We start from the raw sequence: 18,510 nt of genomic DNA on the forward strand, positions 1-18,510 counted from the left end.
TCACGAGGTCTGCTGAAGTATGACCAAATCCGAGTTGGTCGCGCAGCTGGCATTGCGATTTCCGCAACTTGTCCTCAAGGATGCGGATTTCGCGGTGAAAACGATGCTCGATGCGATGTCCGATGCCCTGGCGAAAGGGCATCGCATCGAAATTCGGGGTTTCGGCAGCTTCGGCCTCAACCGTCGCCCGGCGCGCGTCGGACGCAACCCGAAGTCGGGGGAGAAAGTGCAGGTGCCCGAGAAGTTCGTGCCGCACTTCAAGCCTGGCAAGGAATTGCGCGAACGCGTCGACGGCCGCGCCGGTGAACCGCTGAAGGCTGACGATCCGGACGACGAGCGTTGAACGTCGTTTGGTGTGCCCGGAACCCGTCCGGCGAAGGCTGAAAAGAAAAGCGCCCCTTGGGGCGCTTTTTTCATTTCCGGCGGCAGCGATGCAACGGCCGGCGCAGGATGTGCGCAGTCGCGGAAACGCTTCCTTTACAATACGGGTCGATTCGGTGCGACGAAGGGGAGTCGCGCGCCGCAGCAAACCTCAACAAAGAGAGGGCTTCATGAAGTTTATCGTCTGGCTGATCCGGGTATTGGTGTTCGTCCTGCTGCTGGTGCTCGCGCTGGCCAATACGCAAACCGCGACGCTGAATTTCGTTGCCGGCTACGCATGGCAAGCGCCGCTGATCCTGATCGGCCTGGCGTTTTTCGCCGTGGGGCTGCTGGCGGGCCTGCTGTCCGCGCTGCCTTCGATCTTCCGCCTGCGTCTCGAGAACGGGCGCCTGAAGCGCGATCTGCGCGCGGCGCGTGAAACGCCCGCCGTCATCGATCAGCCGCCGATGCCGCCCGTCATTTAACACGGACGCCGCGCGATCATCGCGCGGTTTTCGTCTCTGCTTCGATATTTCGCATGGATCTGGATTTCTGGTGGTTGCTCGCGATTCCGGTCGCGTTCGCGCTCGGGTGGGCGGCGTCACGCTATGACCTGAAGAATCTCCTGTCGGAGAGCGCCAACCTGCCGCGCTCGTATTTCCGCGGCCTGAATTTTCTGTTGAACGAACAACCCGACAAGGCGATCGACGCATTCATCGAGGTCGCCAAGCTCGATCCCGAGACGGTCGAGCTGCACTTCGCGCTCGGCAACCTGTTTCGCCGCCGCGGCGAGACCGACCGCGCGATCCGCGTGCACCAGAACCTGCTGAGCCGCACGGACCTGCCGGTCAACGAGCGTGACCACGCGTTGTACGAGCTCGGCCAGGATTTCCTGAAGGCCGGCCTGCTCGATCGCGCCGAGGAGGCGTTCCACAAGCTCGCCGACGGCGACTATGCGCTCGGCGCGCAGCGGGCGCTGCTGACGATCTACGAGATCGAGAAGGACTGGAACAAGTCGATCGATACCGCGAAGCGCATCGAATCGATGAGCGACAAACCGCTCGGCGTCGAAATTGCGCAGTTCCACTGCGAACTCGCGCAGGAAGCGCTGCAGCGCAAGAATGCGGCCGCGGCAGCCGAACAGTTGCGCCTGGCGCTGACCGTGAACCCGCAGAACGTGCGTGCGACGATCCTGTCGGGCGACGCGGCGGAGGCGGCAGGTGACCACACCGCCGCGATCGGGCACTGGAAGCGTGTCGAAGCGCAGAACCCCGCGTATCTGCCGCTCGTCGCCGACAAGCTGATGAAGGCGTATGTCGCGCTCGGCAAGAACGGGGAAGGCGCCGAGCTGCTGATGGGGTATGTCGACCGCTATCCGTCGAACGACCTGCTCGACATCGCGTACCAGCATATCGCCGGGTTGCGCGGCCAGGAAGCGGCGCACACGCTGGCGCGCCTGCAGATGGAGAAGTCGCCGAACCTGTCGGGGATGCTGCACCTGCTCGATGCGCAGATCGCGGCGGCCGACGAACCGCGCCGTAAGGAACTTGAAATGATGCGTGCGCTGATCAAGCAGCGCACGAAAAATCTGCCACGGTATACGTGCCAGAATTGCGGTTTCCGGGCACGGCTTTTCTACTGGCAGTGCCCCGGATGCAGCGGCTGGGAAACCTATGCGCCGCGCCGCGTCGAACCTGCGATGCCGGGCTGATCCCGGCACGCGGAGCCAACGCGCTGCGGTTGCCGCCGGGCTGGCCCCGGCGGCCAAGTTAGTCAATTACCGGGAAGTACCGGAACATCTATGAAAATCACCATCATCGGCACCGGCTATGTCGGCCTCGTCACGGGCGCCTGCCTCGCGGAGATCGGTCACGACGTCTTCTGTCTCGACGTCGATCCGCGCAAGATCGACATCCTGAACAACGGCGGCATGCCGATTCACGAACCGGGGCTGCTGGACATCATCGCGCGCAACCGCGCGGCGGGGCGCCTGCGCTTCTCGACCGACATCGAGGCGAGCGTCGCGCACGGCGAGATCCAGTTCATCGCGGTCGGCACGCCGCCCGACGAGGACGGCTCGGCCGACCTGCAGTACGTGCTCGAGGCCGCACGCAACATCGGCCGCTACATGACGGGCTTCAAGGTGATCGTCGACAAGTCGACGGTACCGGTCGGCACCGCGCAGCGCGTGCGCGGCGTGGTCGACGAGGCGCTTGCCGCACGCGGGCTCGCGGGCAGCGTCGCGCATCGCTTCTCGGTCGTGTCGAATCCGGAGTTCCTCAAGGAAGGCGCCGCGGTCGAGGACTTCATGCGTCCGGACCGGATCATCATCGGCGTCGACGACGACGAGACCGGCACGATCGCGCGCGAGAAGATGAAGAAGCTCTACGCGCCGTTCAACCGCAACCACGAGCGCACGATCTACATGGACGTGCGCTCGGCCGAATTCGCGAAGTATGCGGCGAACGCGATGCTCGCGACGCGCATCTCGTTCATGAACGAGATGTCGAATCTCGCCGACAAGGTCGGTGCCGACATCGAGGCCGTGCGCCGCGGGATCGGCTCCGATCCGCGCATCGGCTATCACTTCCTGTACGCCGGCGTCGGCTACGGCGGCTCGTGTTTCCCGAAGGACGTCCAGGCGCTGATTCGCACCGCCGGCGAGAACGGCCAGCCGCTGCGCATCCTGGAAGCCGTCGAGGCCGCCAACCATGCGCAGAAGGACGTGCTGATCGGCAAGATCGAGCAACGCTTCGGCGCCGACCTGACGGGCCGCGAGTTCGCGGTGTGGGGCCTCGCGTTCAAGCCGAACACCGACGACATGCGCGAGGCGCCGAGCCGGCGTCTGATCGCCGCGCTGCTCGAGCGCGGTGCGACCGTGCGCGCGTACGATCCGGTCGCGATCGACGAAGCGCGGCGCGTGTTCGAGCTCGATTTCGGCCACGATGCCGATGCGCTGGCGCGGCTGCATCTCGTCGACACGCAGGATATCGCCGTGACGGGCGCGGATGCCCTCGTGATCGTGACCGAATGGAAGGAATTCCGGAGCCCCGATTTCACGCGCCTGAAGGCCGAACTGAAGGCGCCGGTCATCTTCGACGGCCGCAACCTGTACGAGCCGGACGCGATGGCCGAGCTGGGCATCGACTACTATGCGATCGGCCGTCCGTATGTCGATCCGCAGTCGTCCTCCCGCGGCTGACCACACGATGAATACTCTTCACGAAATCGTATCGGTGCCGCGCGCGCAGCTCGCGCGCTCGCGCGTGCTCGTCGTCGGCGACGTGATGCTCGACCGTTACTGGTTCGGCAACGTCGATCGCATTTCGCCTGAAGCACCGGTGCCGGTCGTGCACGTGCAGCGTCAGGAGGAGCGGCTCGGCGGCGCGGCCAACGTCGCGCGCAATGCCGTGACGCTCGGCGGCCAGGCGGGATTGCTGTGCGTCGTCGGGTGCGACGAGCCCGGCGAGCGGATCGTCGAACTGCTCGCCGGCAGCGGCGTGACGCCGCATCTCGAGCGCGACCCGGCGCTGCCGACCACGATCAAGCTGCGCGTGCTTGCGCGCCAGCAGCAATTGCTGCGCGTCGACTTCGAGGCGATGCCGACGCACGAGGTGCTGCTCGCGGGGCTCGCGCGCTTCGACGCGCTGCTGCCGCAGCACGACGTCGTGCTGATGTCGGATTACGCGAAAGGCGGCCTGACGCACGTCACGACGATGATCGAGAAGGCGCGTGCGGCCGGCAAGGCCGTCCTCGTCGACCCGAAGGGCGACGACTGGGCGCGCTATCGCGGCGCGTCGCTGATCACGCCGAACCGCGCGGAGCTGCGTGAAGTGGTCGGCCAGTGGAAGTCGGAAGGCGACCTGCGCGCGCGCGTCGCGAACCTGCGCGCGGAGCTCGACATCGATGCGCTGCTGCTCACGCGCTCGGAAGAGGGGATGACGCTTTTTTCCGCGACCGGCGAACTGCACGCACCGGCGCTCGCGCGCGAGGTGTTCGACGTGTCGGGCGCGGGGGACACCGTGATCGCGACGGTCGCGACGATGCTCGGCGCCGGCGTGCCGCTGGTCGACGCGGTCGTGCTCGCGAATCGCGCGGCAGGCATCGTGGTGGGCAAGCTCGGCACGGCCACGGTGGACTACGACGAACTGTTTCACTGAGCGCATTCGGCGGCGCGACGAGCGCGTCGCACGAGTGGCTCGCACTTTTCAGGCAGGACGATCATGACCCTCATCGTCACCGGCGCGGCCGGTTTTATCGGCGCGAACATCGTCAAGGCGCTCAACGAGCGCGGCGAATCGCGCATCATCGCGGTCGACAACCTGACGCGCGCGGACAAGTTCCGCAATCTCGTCGATTGCGAGATCGACGACTATCTCGACAAGACGGAATTCGTCGAGCGCTTCGCGCGCGGCGATTTCGGCAAGGTGCGCGCGGTGTTCCACGAAGGCGCCTGTTCGGACACGATGGAAACCGACGGCCGCTACATGATGGACAACAACTTCCGCTACAGCCGCGCGGTGCTCGATACCTGTCTCGCGCACGGCACGCAGTTCCTGTACGCGTCGTCGGCCGCGATCTACGGCGGCTCGACGCGTTTCGTCGAGGAGCGCGACGTCGAGGCGCCGCTGAACGTGTACGGCTATTCGAAGTTCCTGTTCGACCAGGTGATCCGCCGCGTGCTGCCGAGCGCGAAGAGCCAGATCGCGGGCTTTCGTTATTTCAACGTGTACGGCCCGCGCGAGACGCACAAGGGGCGCATGGCGTCGGTCGCGTTCCACAACTTCAACCAGTTCCGCGCGGAAGGCAAGGTGAAGCTGTTCGGCGAGTACAACGGTTATGCGCCGGGCGAGCAGACGCGTGACTTCGTGTCGGTCGAGGACGTGACGAAGGTGAACCTGTTCTTCTTCGACCACCCGGAGAAGTCGGGCATCTTCAACCTCGGCACGGGCCGGGCGCAGCCGTTCAACGATATCGCGTCGACGGTCGTGAACACGCTGCGCGCGCTCGACAACCAGCCGCCGCTGACGCTCGCGCAGCAGGTCGAGCAGGGGCTGATCGAATACGTGCCGTTCCCCGATGCGCTGCGCGGCAAGTACCAGTGCTTCACGCAGGCCGACCAGACGAAACTGCGCGCAGCCGGCTACGACGCGCCGTTCCTGACCGTGCAGGAAGGCGTCGACCGCTACGTCCGTTGGCTATCCGGCCAGGTTTAAACGCAGGCGTTGCGTCGCTAGACTGGGTCTCACGGTCGGCAGCCGCCGGCCGTTTTTCTTCGGAGATCCAGCACATGATCAGGAAATGGTTTGCCGCAGCGGTCATGCTCGGCGCAGTCGCGTCGGCCTGGGCGGCCGTCGATGTCAATACCGCGAGCGAGGATGCGCTCGTCGGCATCAAGGGCATCGGTCCGGCGCGGGCGAAGGCGATCGTCGATGAACGCGGCACGCGCGGTCCGTTCAGGAATGCGGAAGATCTCACCGCGCGCGTGAAAGGCATGGGCGGGCATATCGTCGAGCGGCTTCAGCAGGAAGGGCTGACGATCGGCGCGGCGGGCGCAGCCGGCGCGGCCGCGGCGCCGCCCGCCGCGGGCAAGCCTGCGGCGGCCAAGCCTGCCGCCGCGCCCGCCCGCACCGCACAGAAGTAACGCATCGCGCGCGACCGGCAACGAGCTCCTTCAGCCGCCGTCGTCATGACGGCTTCCCGCGGCATGCCGCGGGTTTTTTGCGTGGGGGAGCGCGTGCGATACGGGGGGCGATCACGTGTCGCGCGGCATGCGTATTCCATCGTCGTAATGGGGGTTGCCGGCGCGAGCGGCGGTGCTGGTTTACAATCGATCGATTGATCGGCCTCGCACTGACGGTATATCCATGGCTTACAAAACTATCGAAGACACGATCGGCAATACGCCGCTCGTGCAACTGGTCCGCTTGCCGGACGACGAGATTCGCGCGCGTAACAACGTGGTGCTCGCGAAGCTCGAAGGCAACAACCCGGCCGGTTCCGTGAAGGATCGCCCGGCGCTGTCGATGATCAGCAAGGCCGAGGCACGCGGGCGCATCAAGCCGGGCGATACGCTGATCGAGGCGACCAGCGGCAACACGGGTATCGCGCTCGCGATGGCCGCCGCGATCCGCGGCTACAAGATGGTGCTGATCATGCCGGAGGACCTGTCGGTCGAGCGTCGCCAGAGCATGGCCGCCTACGGTGCCGAAATCATCCTGACACCGGTGAAGGGCGGGATGGAGCTGGCGCGCGATCTCGCGGACGAGATGCAGCGCGAAGGCAAGGGCGTGATCCTCGACCAGTTCGCGAACCCCGACAATCCCGTTGCGCACTACGAAGCGACGGGGCCGGAGATCTGGCGCGACACCGAAGGGCGCATCACGCACTTCGTGTCGGCCATGGGCACGACGGGCACGATCATGGGCACGTCGCGCTATCTGAAGGAACAGAACCCGGCGATCGAGATCATCGGCGCGCAGCCGGAAGACGGTTCGCGCATTCCGGGCATCCGCAAGTGGCCGGAAGCGTACCTGCCGACGATCTTCGATCGCAGCCGCGTCGACCGTGTCGAGAGCGTGAGCCAGGCCGCGTCGGAAACGATGACGCGCCGGCTGGCGGCGGTCGAAGGCATCTTCGCGGGCATTTCGTCGGGCGGCGCGTGCGAAGTCGCGATGCGCATCGCGCGTCAGGTCGAGAACGCGACGATCGTGTTCATCGTCTGCGATCGTGGCGACCGCTATCTGTCCACGGGCGTGTTTCCCGCCTGAACACGGGTTGGCGTGCGCCGCGCGCCAGCCATGTAAAAAGCGCCGCTCGTGCGGCGCTTTTTCTTTGGGCGGGCAGATCTTACTGCGACTGCGCGTCGTCGTCGGCGGCGGCCGGCTTCAGCGCGCCGCTCGCTTCCATCTGCGCCTTCACGGCTTCGCCGAGCTGGTACACGGTGAGCGCGTAGAAGAAGCTGCGGTTGTAGCGCGTCAGCACGTAGAAATTCTTGAGCCCGAGCATGTACTCGGTCGCGCGCCCCGGCGACGGCAGGTCGACCACGGTCACCGGCGTGCCGGCTTCGGTCGTGATGTTGACCGTCGGCTCGTTCAGCGTCATGCCCGCGCGCGTCAGTTGCGACAGCGCCCAGTGCGGCTCGGGCTGGCCGTCGGCGGCGGCCTGCGCAATGCCCAGGCTGCCCGTATCGGGCGTGATCTGCCAGACCACCGGCCGGTCGGTTTCCCAGCCGTGCTGCTTCAGGTAGTTCGCGACGCTGCCGATCGCATCGACAGGACTGCTGCGCAGATCGACGTGGCCCGTGCCGTCGAAGTCGACCGCATACTCGCGGATGCTGCTCGGCAGGAACTGCGGGATCCCGATCGCGCCCGTGTACGAGCCGAGCACGGTGGTCGGGTCGAGCTGGTTGTCGCGGGTCCAGACCAGGAAGTCCTCGAGGTTCTTGCGGAACGTTGCCTGGCGGCTGTCGCGATTCGGCGTGTCCGGATAATCGAACGTGAGCGTCGTCAGCGCGTCGAGCACGCGGAAATTGCCCATGTAGCGGCCATAGATCGTCTCGACGCCGATGATGCCGACGATCACCTCGGGCGGCACGCCGAACTGCTCGGACGCGCGCTGCAGCGTTGCCTGGTTCGCCTTCCAGAACTTCACGCCCGCGTTGATGCGGATCGGCTCGATGAAGCGCGAGCGATAGACGCGCCAGTTCTTGACCGTCGGCGACGGGGCCGGCTTCACGAGCTTGACGGCCGTCGCCGAGTAGCTGATGCGCGAGAACAGCGCATGCAGGCTCGCGGAGTCGAAGCCGTTGCGGCTCACCATCTCGTCGATGAAGGCGTCGACCTTGGCGTTGTTCGCATAACGCTGCGGAACAATTTCCTCCTCGAAGGTCTGACCTTGCGGCAACGGCTGCTGCGGCTGGGCCTGGGCGACGAGCTTGCCGGCGGGCTTCGCCGGCTGCGTCTGCGCGCCGGCAGGCGCGGTGCCGAGGGCCGCGACGACAGCGGCGGCGACGAGCGGGACGCGGACACGGGACAGCGCGGAGAGGAGGGCGGCAGGCTTGCTGGAATTCATGTCGAAGCGGGCGGACAGGGCGATTGTGTTCGGCGCAGTATACCCGACGGATCCGGCGCGCCGGGGCGTGGCGGGCCCCCGTTGTGGTAAGTTAGCGGCGAATTCGCGGCAGACGATGGACATCATTGATGGAGACCTGCGGCGCACCGAGCGTCGTGGATGACAGCTTATGGCAACCGCTTTCTATACGCACCCCGACTGCATGCTGCACGAGATGGGGGAATGGCATCCGGAGTGCCCGGCCCGCCTGTCGGCGATCCAGGATCAACTGATCGCGAGCCGCATCGACGATCTGATCGTGCACGAAACCGCGCCGTTCGCGAGCGAGGTCGCGCTGGGTCGTGTGCATACGCAGGCGCACATCGATTACATCCGGAGCATGACGCCGGTCGACGGCTACGTCGAGATCGATCCCGATACGCTGATGAATCGCGACACGTGGCGCGCGGCGCTGCGCGCGGCCGGCGCCGCGATCGCGGCGACCGACGCGGTGATCGAAGGCCGCTATGCGAATGCGTTCTGCGGCGTGCGCCCGCCCGGCCACCACGCGGAGCCCGCCCGTGCGATGGGCTTCTGCTTCTTCAACAACGTCGCGATCGCCGCGCGGCATGCGCTCGACGTACACGGTCTCGAGCGTGTCGCGATCGTCGATTTCGACGTGCACCACGGCAACGGCACCGAGGCGGCGTTCGCGAACGACGAGCGCGTGCTGATGTGCAGCTTCTTTCAGCATCCGCTGTATCCGTTCTCCGGCGTCGATCACCAGGCGCCGAACATGGTCAACCTGCCGATGCCCGCGCGCAGCAACGGCATGGCGATCCGCGAAGCCGTCGACATGTTCTGGCTGCCGCGCCTCGACGCATTCAAGCCGCAGATGCTGTTCGTGTCGGCCGGCTTCGACGCGCATCGCGAGGACGACATCGGCAGCCTCGGCCTCGTCGAGGCCGATTTCGAATGGCTGACCGCGCAGATCGTCGACGTGGCGCGCCGGCATGCGCAGGGCCGCATCGTGAGTTGCCTCGAAGGCGGCTACAACCTGTCCGCGCTCGGGCGCAGCGTAGTCGCGCACCTGCGCGTGCTGGCCGGCATCTGATTCCCGACGCCTGACGGGCAGGACGTGCGGGCGCGCTCAGCGTGCCGGCACGCGCGCGTGAATCCACGCGATCAGCGCGTCGATCACGCGGTCGCGATCGAGATCGTTCATCGTTTCGTGGAAACCGCCTTCGTATAGCGTCAGCGTACGATCGGGCGAGCCGACGCGTGCGCCGAAGGCGCGGCTGCCGTCGGGTTCGGTCAGCTTGTCCTCGGTGCCGTGATAGACGAGTACCGGCACGCGCAGCGCGCCGCGGCCGCTTTCGATACGCGCCATCGCGTCGAGAATCTCCGCGCCGGTGCGCGCGGGCACCGCGCCGTGATGTACGAGCGGATCGGCGCGATTGGCCGCGACGACGGCCGGGTCGCGCGACAGCAGCGCCGCATCGATCCTGATCGCCGGGAAGGTCGGCCAGACGCGACTGATGACGCGGCTCACCGCGAGCATCCAGCGCGGCACGTCGCGCCCCGGCGCGAGCGCCGGGCTCGACAGCACGAGGCCCGTCAGCACATGGCCGCGGGCCGGCGCACGCTCGATCGCGTAGAGCGCCGCGACCGCGCCGCCCATGCTGTGTCCCATCAGGAACAGCGGCGCATTGCCGCGGGCGGCTTCGGCGACCAGCGCATCCGCATCGTTCAGGTATCCGTCGAAACGGTCGACCCACGCGCGCTGGCCGGGCGACTGGCCGTGCCCGCGCAGATCGATCGCGTGCACGTCGATGCCGGCCGCGTTCAGCCGGCCGGCGAGCGCGGCGTAGCGACCCGCGTGTTCGGCGAGGCCGTGCACGAGCGCGATCGTCGCGCGCGGCGGTACCGTGCCGTCGCCGGCCGGCCAGCGGTACGACGCCAGTTCGAGCCCGTCCGCGGTACGCAGCCGGCCCATTGTCGGTGCGGGTGGCGACGCGGGCGCGGCAGCCGGCGTGGTGGTAGCGGTCATCTGGCGTGTCCCCTGTTGGTTGGCATAGGTGTTCCGGATCATAGTCGCGGCCTTCGCGCGGCGGGCCAGCGGCGCCCCTCTAATTTCGTGTAGTTATGAAAAGATCGAAATCGATTATTAAGTGGAATGAGGGGTTTGCGGTAAAATCGCCGGCTATTCCAGATGCATCGGCGGCCGACTGGCGGGCCAACTCGCCGGCCGGCCGCCGTTTTGTTTACATGATCGAATTACGCAATCTTTCGCAGCGTTTCCCCGGGCCGAGCGGCTGGGTCGAGGCGTTGCGCAACGTCAACCTGACGATCCCGCAGGGCGAGGTGTTCGGCATCATCGGCCGAAGCGGCGCCGGCAAGAGCACGCTCGTGCGCACCATCAACCTGCTCACGCGGCCGACCGAAGGCAGCGTCGTCGTCGGCGGGCGCGATCTCATGCTGCTGCCGGCGGGCGCGCTGCGCGAGGCGCGCCGCGAGATCGGCATGATCTTCCAGCACTTCAACCTGCTGTCGTCGCGCACGGTGTTCGACAACGTCGCGCTGCCGCTCGAGCTGGCCGGTGCGAGCCGTGCCGAGATCGAGGCCGCCGTGCTGCCGCTGCTCGACCTCGTCGGGCTGTCCGCGCAGAAGGACCGCTACCCGTCGCAGATCAGCGGCGGGCAGAAGCAGCGCGTCGGGATTGCCCGCGCGCTCGCGAGCCAGCCGAAGGTGCTGCTGTCGGACGAAGCGACGTCCGCGCTCGATCCCGAAACCACGCGTTCGATCCTCGATCTGCTGAAGCGCATCAACCGCGAGCTCGGCCTGACGATCGTGCTGATCACGCACCAGATGGAAGTGATCAAGCAGGTATGCGATCGCGTCGCGGTGCTCGATGCCGGGCGCGTGGTCGAGGAGGGCCGCGTGATCGACGTGTTCCTGCAGCCGCATCATGAGGTGACGCGCGCGCTGATCGGCGACGTGATCGCGCAGGAACTCCCGCCCGCGCTGAAGGCACGCGTGGCCGAGCGGCTGAAGACGGGCAGCGGGCACCTGCTGCGGCTCGCGTTCACGGGCTCGGGGGTCGACCAGCCGATCCTGTCGGAGACGATCCGCCGGTACGAACTCGATTTCAACATCCTGCACGGTCAGATCGACGAGATCCAGGGGCAGGCATTCGGTTCGCTCGCGGTGCTCGCGGGCGGCGAGCCGGGCAAGGTCGGGCAGGCGCTCGCGTTCCTGCGCGAGCAAGGTGTGGTGGTAGAGGAGCTTTCGTATGTTGAGTGAGATGTTCGATATGTTCGTGCAGTCGTTCTGGGAGACGCTGATCATGGTCGGCATCTCCGGAGCGGTCGGCGCGCTCGTCGGCCTGCCGCTCGGCGTGCTGCTCTACCTGACCGATCGCCAGGGCGTGCTGCAGAACCTCGCGGTGAACCGCGTGCTCGGCGGCATCGTGAATGCCGTCCGCTCGACGCCGTTCATCATCCTGCTGGTCGCGGTGATTCCGTTCACGCGTCTCGTCACGGGTTCGTCGATCGGCACGGCCGCGGCGGTCGTGCCGCTGACGCTCGCGGCCGCGCCGTTCATCGCGCGTCTCGTCGAGACGGCGTTGCGCGAAGTCGACCGCGGGCTGATCGAGGCCGCGCAATCGATGGGCGCGACCACGTCGCAGATCGTCTTCAAGGTGCTGTTGCCCGAATCGCTGCCGGGCGTCGTCGCGGGCCTGACGATCACGTTCGTGTCGCTGGTCGGTTACTCGGCGATGGCGGGCGCCATCGGCGGCGGCGGGCTCGGCGATCTCGGGATCCGCTACGGGTACCAGCGCTATCTGCCGGAAGTGATGTGGACGGTCGTCGCGATCCTGATCGTGTTCGTGCAGATCGTCCAGTCGTTCGGCGACTGGCTCGTGCGCCGGCTGAGCCACAAATAAGATCAAACCGGTCCGTAAGGGGGACACGATGCAACGACGTTTCATGCTGAAGTTCGCGGCGGCACTGGGTGCGGCCGCACTGTTCGCGGGCGCGCACGCGCAGGCCGAAACCATCAAGGTGGGCGTGACGGGCGGACCGCACGCGCAGATCATGGAAGTGGTGAAGAAGGTCGCGGCGAAGAGCGGCCTCGATATCCGTATCGTCGAATTCTCCGATTACGTGCAGCCGAACGCCGCGCTCGCGTCGGGCGACCTCGACGCGAACAGCTACCAGCACGATCCGTATCTGCAGGCGCAGGTGAAGGATCGCGGCTACAAGCTGATCAAGGTCGCGGATACCGTGACGTTTCCGATGGGCATCTATTCGAAGCGCGTGAAATCGCTGGCCGAACTGAAGCCGGGCGCGCGCGTCGCGGTGCCGAACGACCCGACCAACGGCGGCCGCGCGCTGCTGTTGCTGCAGAAGCAGGGGCTGCTGAAGCTGCGCGCGGATGCGGGGCTGAAGGCGACGCCGCTCGACATCGTCGACAATCCGCGCAAGCTGAAGATCGTCGAGCTCGATGCGGCGCAGATTCCGCGCTCGCTCGGCGACGTCGACGCGGCCGCGATCAACACCAACTACGCGATGGAAGCGGGGTTGAAACCGAATCAGGATGCGATCGCGATCGAGGGCCCGAACGGCCCTTACGCAAACATTCTCGCGATTCGCGACGCGGACCGGAACAAGCCGTGGGTCGCGAAACTGATCGCGGCCTATCATTCGGCCGACGTGAAGCAATTCATCGAGGGCAAGTTCGGCGGGGCGGTCATCGCCGCCTGGTGACGGGCGGAGGACGGACGCCCGGCGGGATTAGAGTCGATGATCGAAAACCCGGGCTTTGCGTCCGGGTTTTTTCTCTTTTAAAATAGAACGACCGTTCGCTATCATTGGCGCGTCGCCAAGAAGCGGTATCCTCGACAGCCACGATGGATGGGTCCGCTTGGCCGCGCAGTCATGAGGCCTCGCTATAGAATGGCCTCTGGTCGTATTCGTAACTTTGGAGCGTGTGCATGAAAATCCTGGTGCCAGTGAAAAGAGTGGTCGATTACAACGTGAAGGTCCGCGTGAAGTCGGACAACACGGGCGTCGACATCGCGAACGTGAAGATGTCGATGAACCCGTTCGACGAAATCGCCGTTGAAGAAGCCGTGCGCCTGAAGGAAGCGGGCGTCGCGACCGAAGTGATCGCGGTGTCGGTGGGCGTCACGCAAGCGCAGGAAACGCTGCGCACGGCGCTGGCGATCGGCGCGGATCGCGCGATCCTCGTCGAATCGAACGACAGCGTCGAGCCGCTGGCCGTCGCGAAGATCCTGAAGGCACTGGTCGACAAGGAGCAGCCGCAGCTGGTGATCCTCGGCAAGCAGGCGATCGACGACGATTCGAACCAGACGGGCCAGATGCTGGCCGCGCTGGCCGGCCTGCCGCAAGCGACGTTCGCGTCGAAGGTCACGATCGCGGACGGCAAGGCAACGGTTGCACGCGAAGTCGACGGCGGCGCGGAAACGCTGTCGCTGACGCTGCCGGCGGTCGTGACGACCGACCTGCGCCTGAACGAGCCGCGTTACGTGACGCTGCCGAACATCATGAAGGCGAAGAAGAAGCCGCTGGAAACCGTGAAGCCGGAAGACCTCGGTGTGGACGTCGCGCCGCGTCTGAAGACGCTGAAGGTGGTCGAGCCGCCGAAGCGCGCGGCCGGCGTGAAGGTGCCGGACGTGAAGACGCTGGTCGAGAAGCTGAAGACCGAAGCCAAGGTGCTGTAAGAGGGAGCGGAAAGAAATGACGATTCTGGTGATTGCAGAACACGACAACGCGTCGATCAAGGCCGCGACGCTGAACACGGTGGCGGCGGCAGCGAAGATCGGCGGTGACATCCACGTGCTGGTCGCGGGCCACAATGCACAAGCAGCGGCTGACGCGGCAGCGAAGATCGCAGGCGTGTCCAAGGTGCTGCTGGCCGACGCGCCGCAACTGGCCGCGGGCCTGGCGGAAAACGTCGAGGCAACCGCGCTGAACATCGCGAAGGACTACTCGCACATCCTCGCGCCGGCCACCGCGTACGGCAAGAACATCGCGCCGCGTATCGCCGCGAAGCTGGACGTCGCGCAGATCTCGGACATCACGGCGGTCGACAGTGCCGACACGTTCGAGCGCCCGATCTACGCGGGCAACGCGATCGCGACGGTGCAGTCGAGCGACCCGATCAAGGTCATCACGGTGCGTGCGACGGGTTTCGATCCGGTGGCAGCGGAAGGCGGCAGCGCAGCGGTCGAGAAGATCGACGCGGCGGCGGATGCCGGCAAGTCGCAGTTCGTGAGCCGTGAAGTGACGAAGCTGGACCGTCCGGAGCTGACGTCGGCGAGCATCATCGTGTCGGGCGGCCGCGGTCTGGGCAGCGGCGAGAACTACACGAAGGTGCTGGAGCCGCTGGCCGACAAGCTGTCGGCGGCACTGGGCGCATCGCGCGCGGCAGTCGACGCCGGCTACGTGCCGAACGACTATCAGGTCGGCCAGACCGGCAAGATCGTCGCCCCGCAGCTGTACATCGCGGTCGGCATCTCGGGTGCGATCCAGCATCTGGCCGGCATGAAGGATTCGAAGGTGATCGTCGCGATCAACAAGGATCCGGAAGCGCCGATCTTCAGCGTGGCCGACTACGGCCTCGTCGGCGATCTGTTCTCGCTGGTGCCGGAGCTCGTGAGCGAGCTCGGCTGACGCGGCGTGACGCTTCAGCGTTAAGCACACGGGAAAGGGGCGCGCCGAGCGCCCCTTTTTTTACGCCATCGACAAAAGAGAGAAGAGGAGACGCGCCATGAGTTATGTCGCCCCCGTCAAGGACATGCTGTTCGTGCTGAAGGAACTCGCGGGCATCGACGCCGTCGCGCAGTTGCCGGGTTTCGAGGATGCCGGTTACGACACGGCGCAGGCCGTGCTCGAGGAGTCCGCGAAATTCTGCGGCGAGGTGCTGGCGCCGCTGAACGTCGAGGGCGACCGCCACCCGAGCAGCTGGAAAGACGGTGTGGTGACCGCGACGCCCGGCTTCGGCCACGCGTTCCGCCAGTTCGTCGAAGGCGGCTGGCAGGGGCTGCAGCATCCGGCCGAGTACGATGGCCAGGGGCTGCCGAAGCTGATCGCGACGCCGTGCATCGAGATGCTGAACGCCGCGAACCTGTCGTTCGCGCTGTGTCCGCTGCTCACCGACGGCGCGATCGAGGCGCTGCTGACGGCCGGCACCGACGAGCAGAAGCAGCGCTACGTGCCGAAGCTGATCTCGGGCGAATGGACCGGCACGATGAACCTGACCGAGCCGCAGGCGGGCTCCGACCTCGCGCTGGTGCGCTCGCGCGCCGAGCCGCAGGGCGACGGCACGTACAAGGTGTTCGGCACGAAGATCTTCATCACGTGGGGCGAGCACGACATGGCGGACAACATCGTCCACCTGGTGCTGGCGCGCACGCCGAACGCGCCGGAAGGCGTGAAGGGCATCTCGCTGTTCATCGTGCCGAAGTTCATGGTCAACGCGGACGGGTCGCTGGGCGCGCGCAACGACGTGCACTGCGTGTCGATCGAGCACAAGCTCGGGATCAAGGCGAGCCCGACGGCGGTGCTGCAGTACGGCGATCACGGCGGGGCGATCGGTTACCTCGTGGGCGAGGAGAACCGCGGCCTCGAATACATGTTCATCATGATGAACGCGGCGCGCTTCGGCGTCGGGATGCAGGGGATCGGCGTGGCCGACCGCGCGTACCAGAAGGCGGCGGCATTCGCGAAGGAGCGCGTGCAGAGCCGCCCGGTGGACGGCTCGGCCAGGCAGTCGGTGACGATCATCCATCACCCGGATGTGCGGCGGATGCTCGGCACGATGCGCGCGCTGACCGAAGGCGCGCGGGCGCTGGCGTACGTGGCGGCGTCGCACAGCGACATGGCCCATCGCCATGCGGACGAGGCGACGCGGGCGCGTCATCAGGCGATCTACGAGTATCTGGTGCCGGTGGTGAAGGGCTGGAGCACGGAGATGGTGAACGACGTGGCGAGCCTGGGCGTGCAGGTGCACGGCGGGATGGGCTTCATCGAGGAGACGGGCGCGGCGCAGTACTACCGCGATGCGCGGATCCTGGCGATCTACGAAGGGACGACGGCGATCCAGGCGAACGACCTGGTGGGCCGCAAGACGATGCGCGACGGCGGCGCGGTGGCGAAGGGGCTGCTCGCGGAGATCGACGCCACGGTGGCGGCGCTGGGCAAGCTGGACGGTGCGGCGGCCGCGTCGATGAAGGTACAGCTGGAGAAGGGCGCCCGCGCGCTGGCGTCGGCGGTGGATTACGTGCTGGCGAACGTGAAGCAGGATCCGAACGCGGTGTTCGCGGGGAGCGTGCCGTACCTGAAGCTGGCGGGCGTGGTGCTGTGCGGGTGGCAGATGGCGCGCGCGCTGGTGGCGGCGCAGGCGAACCGCGCGAGCGACCCGGCGTTCTTCGATGCGAAGATCGCGATCGCGCAATGTTATGCGGAACACATTCTCGTGCAGGCCGGTGCGCTCGAGGCGTCGATCGTCGGCACGAAGGGCAACGAGAGCGTGCTCGCGTTGACGGAAGACCAGTTCTGACCGCGAGCAACGCCGTCGACGCAACGAAAAAGGCGCCCGAGGGCGCCTTTCCTTTTCCTTTTGCCGCCGGCCGGCCCGTGTTGCGGGCCGTCGCGGCTCAGGCGTAGGCCGGGCGCGTCTGGCCGGCCACGTCCTTCAGGTAGCGATGCACCGACAGGTCATCGGCCTGGATCGCGGGCATCTTGCCCGAGATCAGGTCGGCGAGCAGTTGGCCCGAGCCGCACGACATCGTCCAGCCGAGCGTGCCGTGGCCGGTGTTCAGGAACAGGTTCGACACCGGCGTGCGGCCGACGATCGGCGTGCCGTCCGGCGTCATCGGGCGCAGGCCCGTCCAGAACGTGGCCTTCGACGTGTCGCCGCCGCCCGGGAACAGGTCGTTGACGCACATCTCGAGCGTTTCGCGGCGCGCGGCGCGCAGCTTCTTGTCGAAGCCGACGATTTCCGCCATGCCGCCGACACGGATGCGCTGGTCGAAACGCGTGATCGCGATCTTGTAGGTCTCGTCGAGCACGGTCGACACCGGAGCGGCCGCTTCGTTGACGATCGGCGCGGTGATCGAATAGCCCTTCAGCGGATAGACCGGGATCTTCATCAGGTTCGAGATGAAGTTCGTCGAGTACGAGCCGAGCGCGACGACGTACGCGTCCGCGCGCACCGTCTCGCTGCCGCACTGCACGCCGGCGATCTTGCCGCCCGCGATCGCGAGCGCATCGATCGGCGTGTTGTAGCGGAACTTGACGCCGAGCGATTCGGCGAGCGCGGCCAGGCGCGTCGTGAACAGCTGGCAATCGCCCGTTTCGTCGCCCGGCAGGCGCAGGCCGCCCGTCAGCTTGTGCGAGACGGCGGCAAGCGCCGGTTCGGCATTCTTCAGTTCGGCCGGCGACAGCAGTTCGAACGGCACGTTCGCTTCCCGCAGCACCGCGATGTCCTTCGCCGCGCCGTCGAGTTGCTGCTGCGTGCGGAACAGTTGCAGCGTGCCGCCCGTGCGGCCTTCGTACTCGATGCCCGTATCGGCGCGCAGCGCCTGCAGGCAGTCGCGGCTGTATTCGGCGAGGCGGACCATGCGGCCCTTGTTGACCGCATAGCGCTCGGCCGTGCAGTTGCGCAGCATCTGGTACATCCACTGGAGCTGGAAGCGCGTGCCGTCGAGGCGGATCGCGAGCGGCGCATGCTTTTCGAACATCCACTTGACGGCTTTCAGCGGCACGCCGGGCGCGGCCCACGGTGCGGCATAACCGGGCGAGATCTGGCCTGCGTTCGCGAAGCTCGTCTCGAGCGCCGGGCCGGCTTCCCGGTCGATCACGGTGACTTCATGGCCGGCGCGTGCAAGGTAATACGCGCTTGCCACGCCCACTACACCACTGCCCAGAATGACGACTCGCATAGCTGCTCCAGATGGAAGGGACCAGATCGAGGCCGGGCGCGTGTGCGGCTCCGTGTAACCTCTAGCTGATCTAGTTTTTTGCGCTATGGTATTGTCGAATGTGTAGGTTTTGTTATCGTATTTTTCCG

At 66.5% G+C, this 18,510-nt stretch carries 18 protein-coding genes; 15 read left to right on the forward strand and 3 right to left on the reverse strand.

Annotation, left to right across the window (positions count from 1 at the left end):
* The first annotated feature begins 19 nt into the window (after nucleotides 1-19).
* The 8 genes from VXM69_RS24490 to cysM all read left to right on the forward strand — a co-directional run bounded on the left by VXM69_RS24490 (nucleotide 20) and on the right by cysM (nucleotide 7,130).
* Complete coding sequence (locus tag VXM69_RS24490; RefSeq protein ID WP_034187427.1) at nucleotides 20-343, forward strand: integration host factor subunit beta; 324 nt, start codon at nucleotides 20-22, stop codon at nucleotides 341-343.
* Between the two features lie 208 nt (nucleotides 344-551).
* Nucleotides 552-845 carry a lipopolysaccharide assembly protein LapA domain-containing protein gene (locus tag VXM69_RS24495; protein ID WP_012328123.1) on the forward strand — a complete coding sequence of 98 codons (294 nt, stop codon included), beginning with the start codon at nucleotides 552-554 and terminating at the stop codon, nucleotides 843-845.
* 53 nt (nucleotides 846-898) lie between these two features.
* The gene (gene lapB / locus VXM69_RS24500) at nucleotides 899-2,071 is read left to right on the forward strand and encodes a lipopolysaccharide assembly protein LapB (protein ID WP_059557123.1); all 1,173 of its coding nucleotides are present in this window, start codon (nucleotides 899-901) and stop codon (nucleotides 2,069-2,071) included.
* A gap of 90 nt (nucleotides 2,072-2,161) precedes the next feature.
* Nucleotides 2,162-3,562, forward strand: coding sequence for a UDP-glucose/GDP-mannose dehydrogenase family protein (locus VXM69_RS24505; RefSeq protein WP_034187429.1), 1,401 nt, complete (start codon nucleotides 2,162-2,164; stop codon nucleotides 3,560-3,562).
* Between the two features lie 7 nt (nucleotides 3,563-3,569).
* On the forward strand, nucleotides 3,570-4,520 hold the full coding sequence (gene rfaE1 / locus VXM69_RS24510; protein WP_367189367.1) for a D-glycero-beta-D-manno-heptose-7-phosphate kinase: 951 nt from the start codon (nucleotides 3,570-3,572) through the stop codon (nucleotides 4,518-4,520).
* 63 nt (nucleotides 4,521-4,583) lie between these two features.
* Entirely contained in the window at nucleotides 4,584-5,576 is a 993-nt protein-coding gene (rfaD, locus tag VXM69_RS24515) for an ADP-glyceromanno-heptose 6-epimerase (protein ID WP_034187430.1), read from the forward strand.
* Between the two features lie 74 nt (nucleotides 5,577-5,650).
* Complete coding sequence (locus VXM69_RS24520) at nucleotides 5,651-6,004, forward strand: helix-hairpin-helix domain-containing protein (RefSeq protein WP_034187431.1); 354 nt, start codon at nucleotides 5,651-5,653, stop codon at nucleotides 6,002-6,004.
* 223 nt (nucleotides 6,005-6,227) lie between these two features.
* The gene (cysM, locus tag VXM69_RS24525; RefSeq protein ID WP_034187432.1) at nucleotides 6,228-7,130 is read left to right on the forward strand and encodes a cysteine synthase CysM; all 903 of its coding nucleotides are present in this window, start codon (nucleotides 6,228-6,230) and stop codon (nucleotides 7,128-7,130) included.
* Nucleotides 7,131-7,209: 79 nt separating this feature from the next.
* Here cysM and mltB read toward each other — a convergent pair whose 3' ends face one another.
* On the reverse strand, nucleotides 7,210-8,559 hold the full coding sequence (mltB, locus tag VXM69_RS24530; protein WP_080287788.1) for a lytic murein transglycosylase B: 1,350 nt from the start codon (nucleotides 8,557-8,559) through the stop codon (nucleotides 7,210-7,212).
* A gap of 43 nt (nucleotides 8,560-8,602) precedes the next feature.
* Here mltB and VXM69_RS24535 point away from each other — a divergent pair, with 43 nt between their 5' ends.
* Nucleotides 8,603-9,526, forward strand: a complete 924-nt coding sequence (locus VXM69_RS24535; protein WP_034187434.1) for a histone deacetylase family protein — start codon at nucleotides 8,603-8,605, stop codon at nucleotides 9,524-9,526.
* A 36-nt stretch (nucleotides 9,527-9,562) separates the two neighbouring features.
* On the opposite strand, the gene VXM69_RS24540 is transcribed toward VXM69_RS24535, so the two are convergent.
* The gene (locus VXM69_RS24540; protein ID WP_034187435.1) at nucleotides 9,563-10,462 is read right to left on the reverse strand and encodes an alpha/beta hydrolase; all 900 of its coding nucleotides are present in this window, start codon (nucleotides 10,460-10,462) and stop codon (nucleotides 9,563-9,565) included.
* A gap of 218 nt (nucleotides 10,463-10,680) precedes the next feature.
* Between VXM69_RS24540 and VXM69_RS24545 the strand changes: the two genes are divergently transcribed.
* The 6 genes from VXM69_RS24545 (at nucleotide 10,681) to VXM69_RS24570 (ending at nucleotide 16,998) form a co-directional block, all read left to right on the forward strand.
* Nucleotides 10,681-11,715 (forward strand): methionine ABC transporter ATP-binding protein, encoded by a 1,035-nt coding sequence (locus tag VXM69_RS24545; RefSeq protein ID WP_034187436.1) that lies wholly within the window; start codon nucleotides 10,681-10,683, stop codon nucleotides 11,713-11,715.
* Nucleotides 11,705-12,358 (forward strand): methionine ABC transporter permease, encoded by a 654-nt coding sequence (locus tag VXM69_RS24550; RefSeq protein WP_006486982.1) that lies wholly within the window; start codon nucleotides 11,705-11,707, stop codon nucleotides 12,356-12,358. Before VXM69_RS24545 ends, VXM69_RS24550 begins: the two co-directional genes overlap by 11 nt.
* 28 nt (nucleotides 12,359-12,386) lie before the next feature.
* Nucleotides 12,387-13,181, forward strand: coding sequence for a MetQ/NlpA family ABC transporter substrate-binding protein (locus tag VXM69_RS24555; RefSeq protein WP_034187437.1), 795 nt, complete (start codon nucleotides 12,387-12,389; stop codon nucleotides 13,179-13,181).
* A 227-nt stretch (nucleotides 13,182-13,408) separates the two neighbouring features.
* Nucleotides 13,409-14,158, forward strand: coding sequence for an electron transfer flavoprotein subunit beta/FixA family protein (locus VXM69_RS24560; protein ID WP_014897713.1), 750 nt, complete (start codon nucleotides 13,409-13,411; stop codon nucleotides 14,156-14,158).
* A 16-nt stretch (nucleotides 14,159-14,174) separates the two neighbouring features.
* Nucleotides 14,175-15,110: an electron transfer flavoprotein subunit alpha/FixB family protein gene (locus tag VXM69_RS24565; protein ID WP_367189368.1), complete on the forward strand. Its 936-nt coding sequence runs from the start codon at nucleotides 14,175-14,177 to the stop codon at nucleotides 15,108-15,110.
* Between the two features lie 97 nt (nucleotides 15,111-15,207).
* A complete protein-coding gene (locus tag VXM69_RS24570; protein ID WP_367189369.1) occupies nucleotides 15,208-16,998 on the forward strand; it encodes an acyl-CoA dehydrogenase in 1,791 nt (596 codons plus the stop codon).
* Nucleotides 16,999-17,095: 97 nt separating this feature from the next.
* On the opposite strand, the gene VXM69_RS24575 is transcribed toward VXM69_RS24570, so the two are convergent.
* Entirely contained in the window at nucleotides 17,096-18,382 is a 1,287-nt protein-coding gene (locus VXM69_RS24575) for a D-amino acid dehydrogenase (RefSeq protein WP_049034348.1), read from the reverse strand.
* Nucleotides 18,383-18,510: the final 128 nt, after the last annotated feature.

The organism is Burkholderia sp. Ed8 (assembly GCF_040761425.1).
GTDB lineage: Bacteria > Pseudomonadota > Gammaproteobacteria > Burkholderiales > Burkholderiaceae > Burkholderia > Burkholderia seminalis.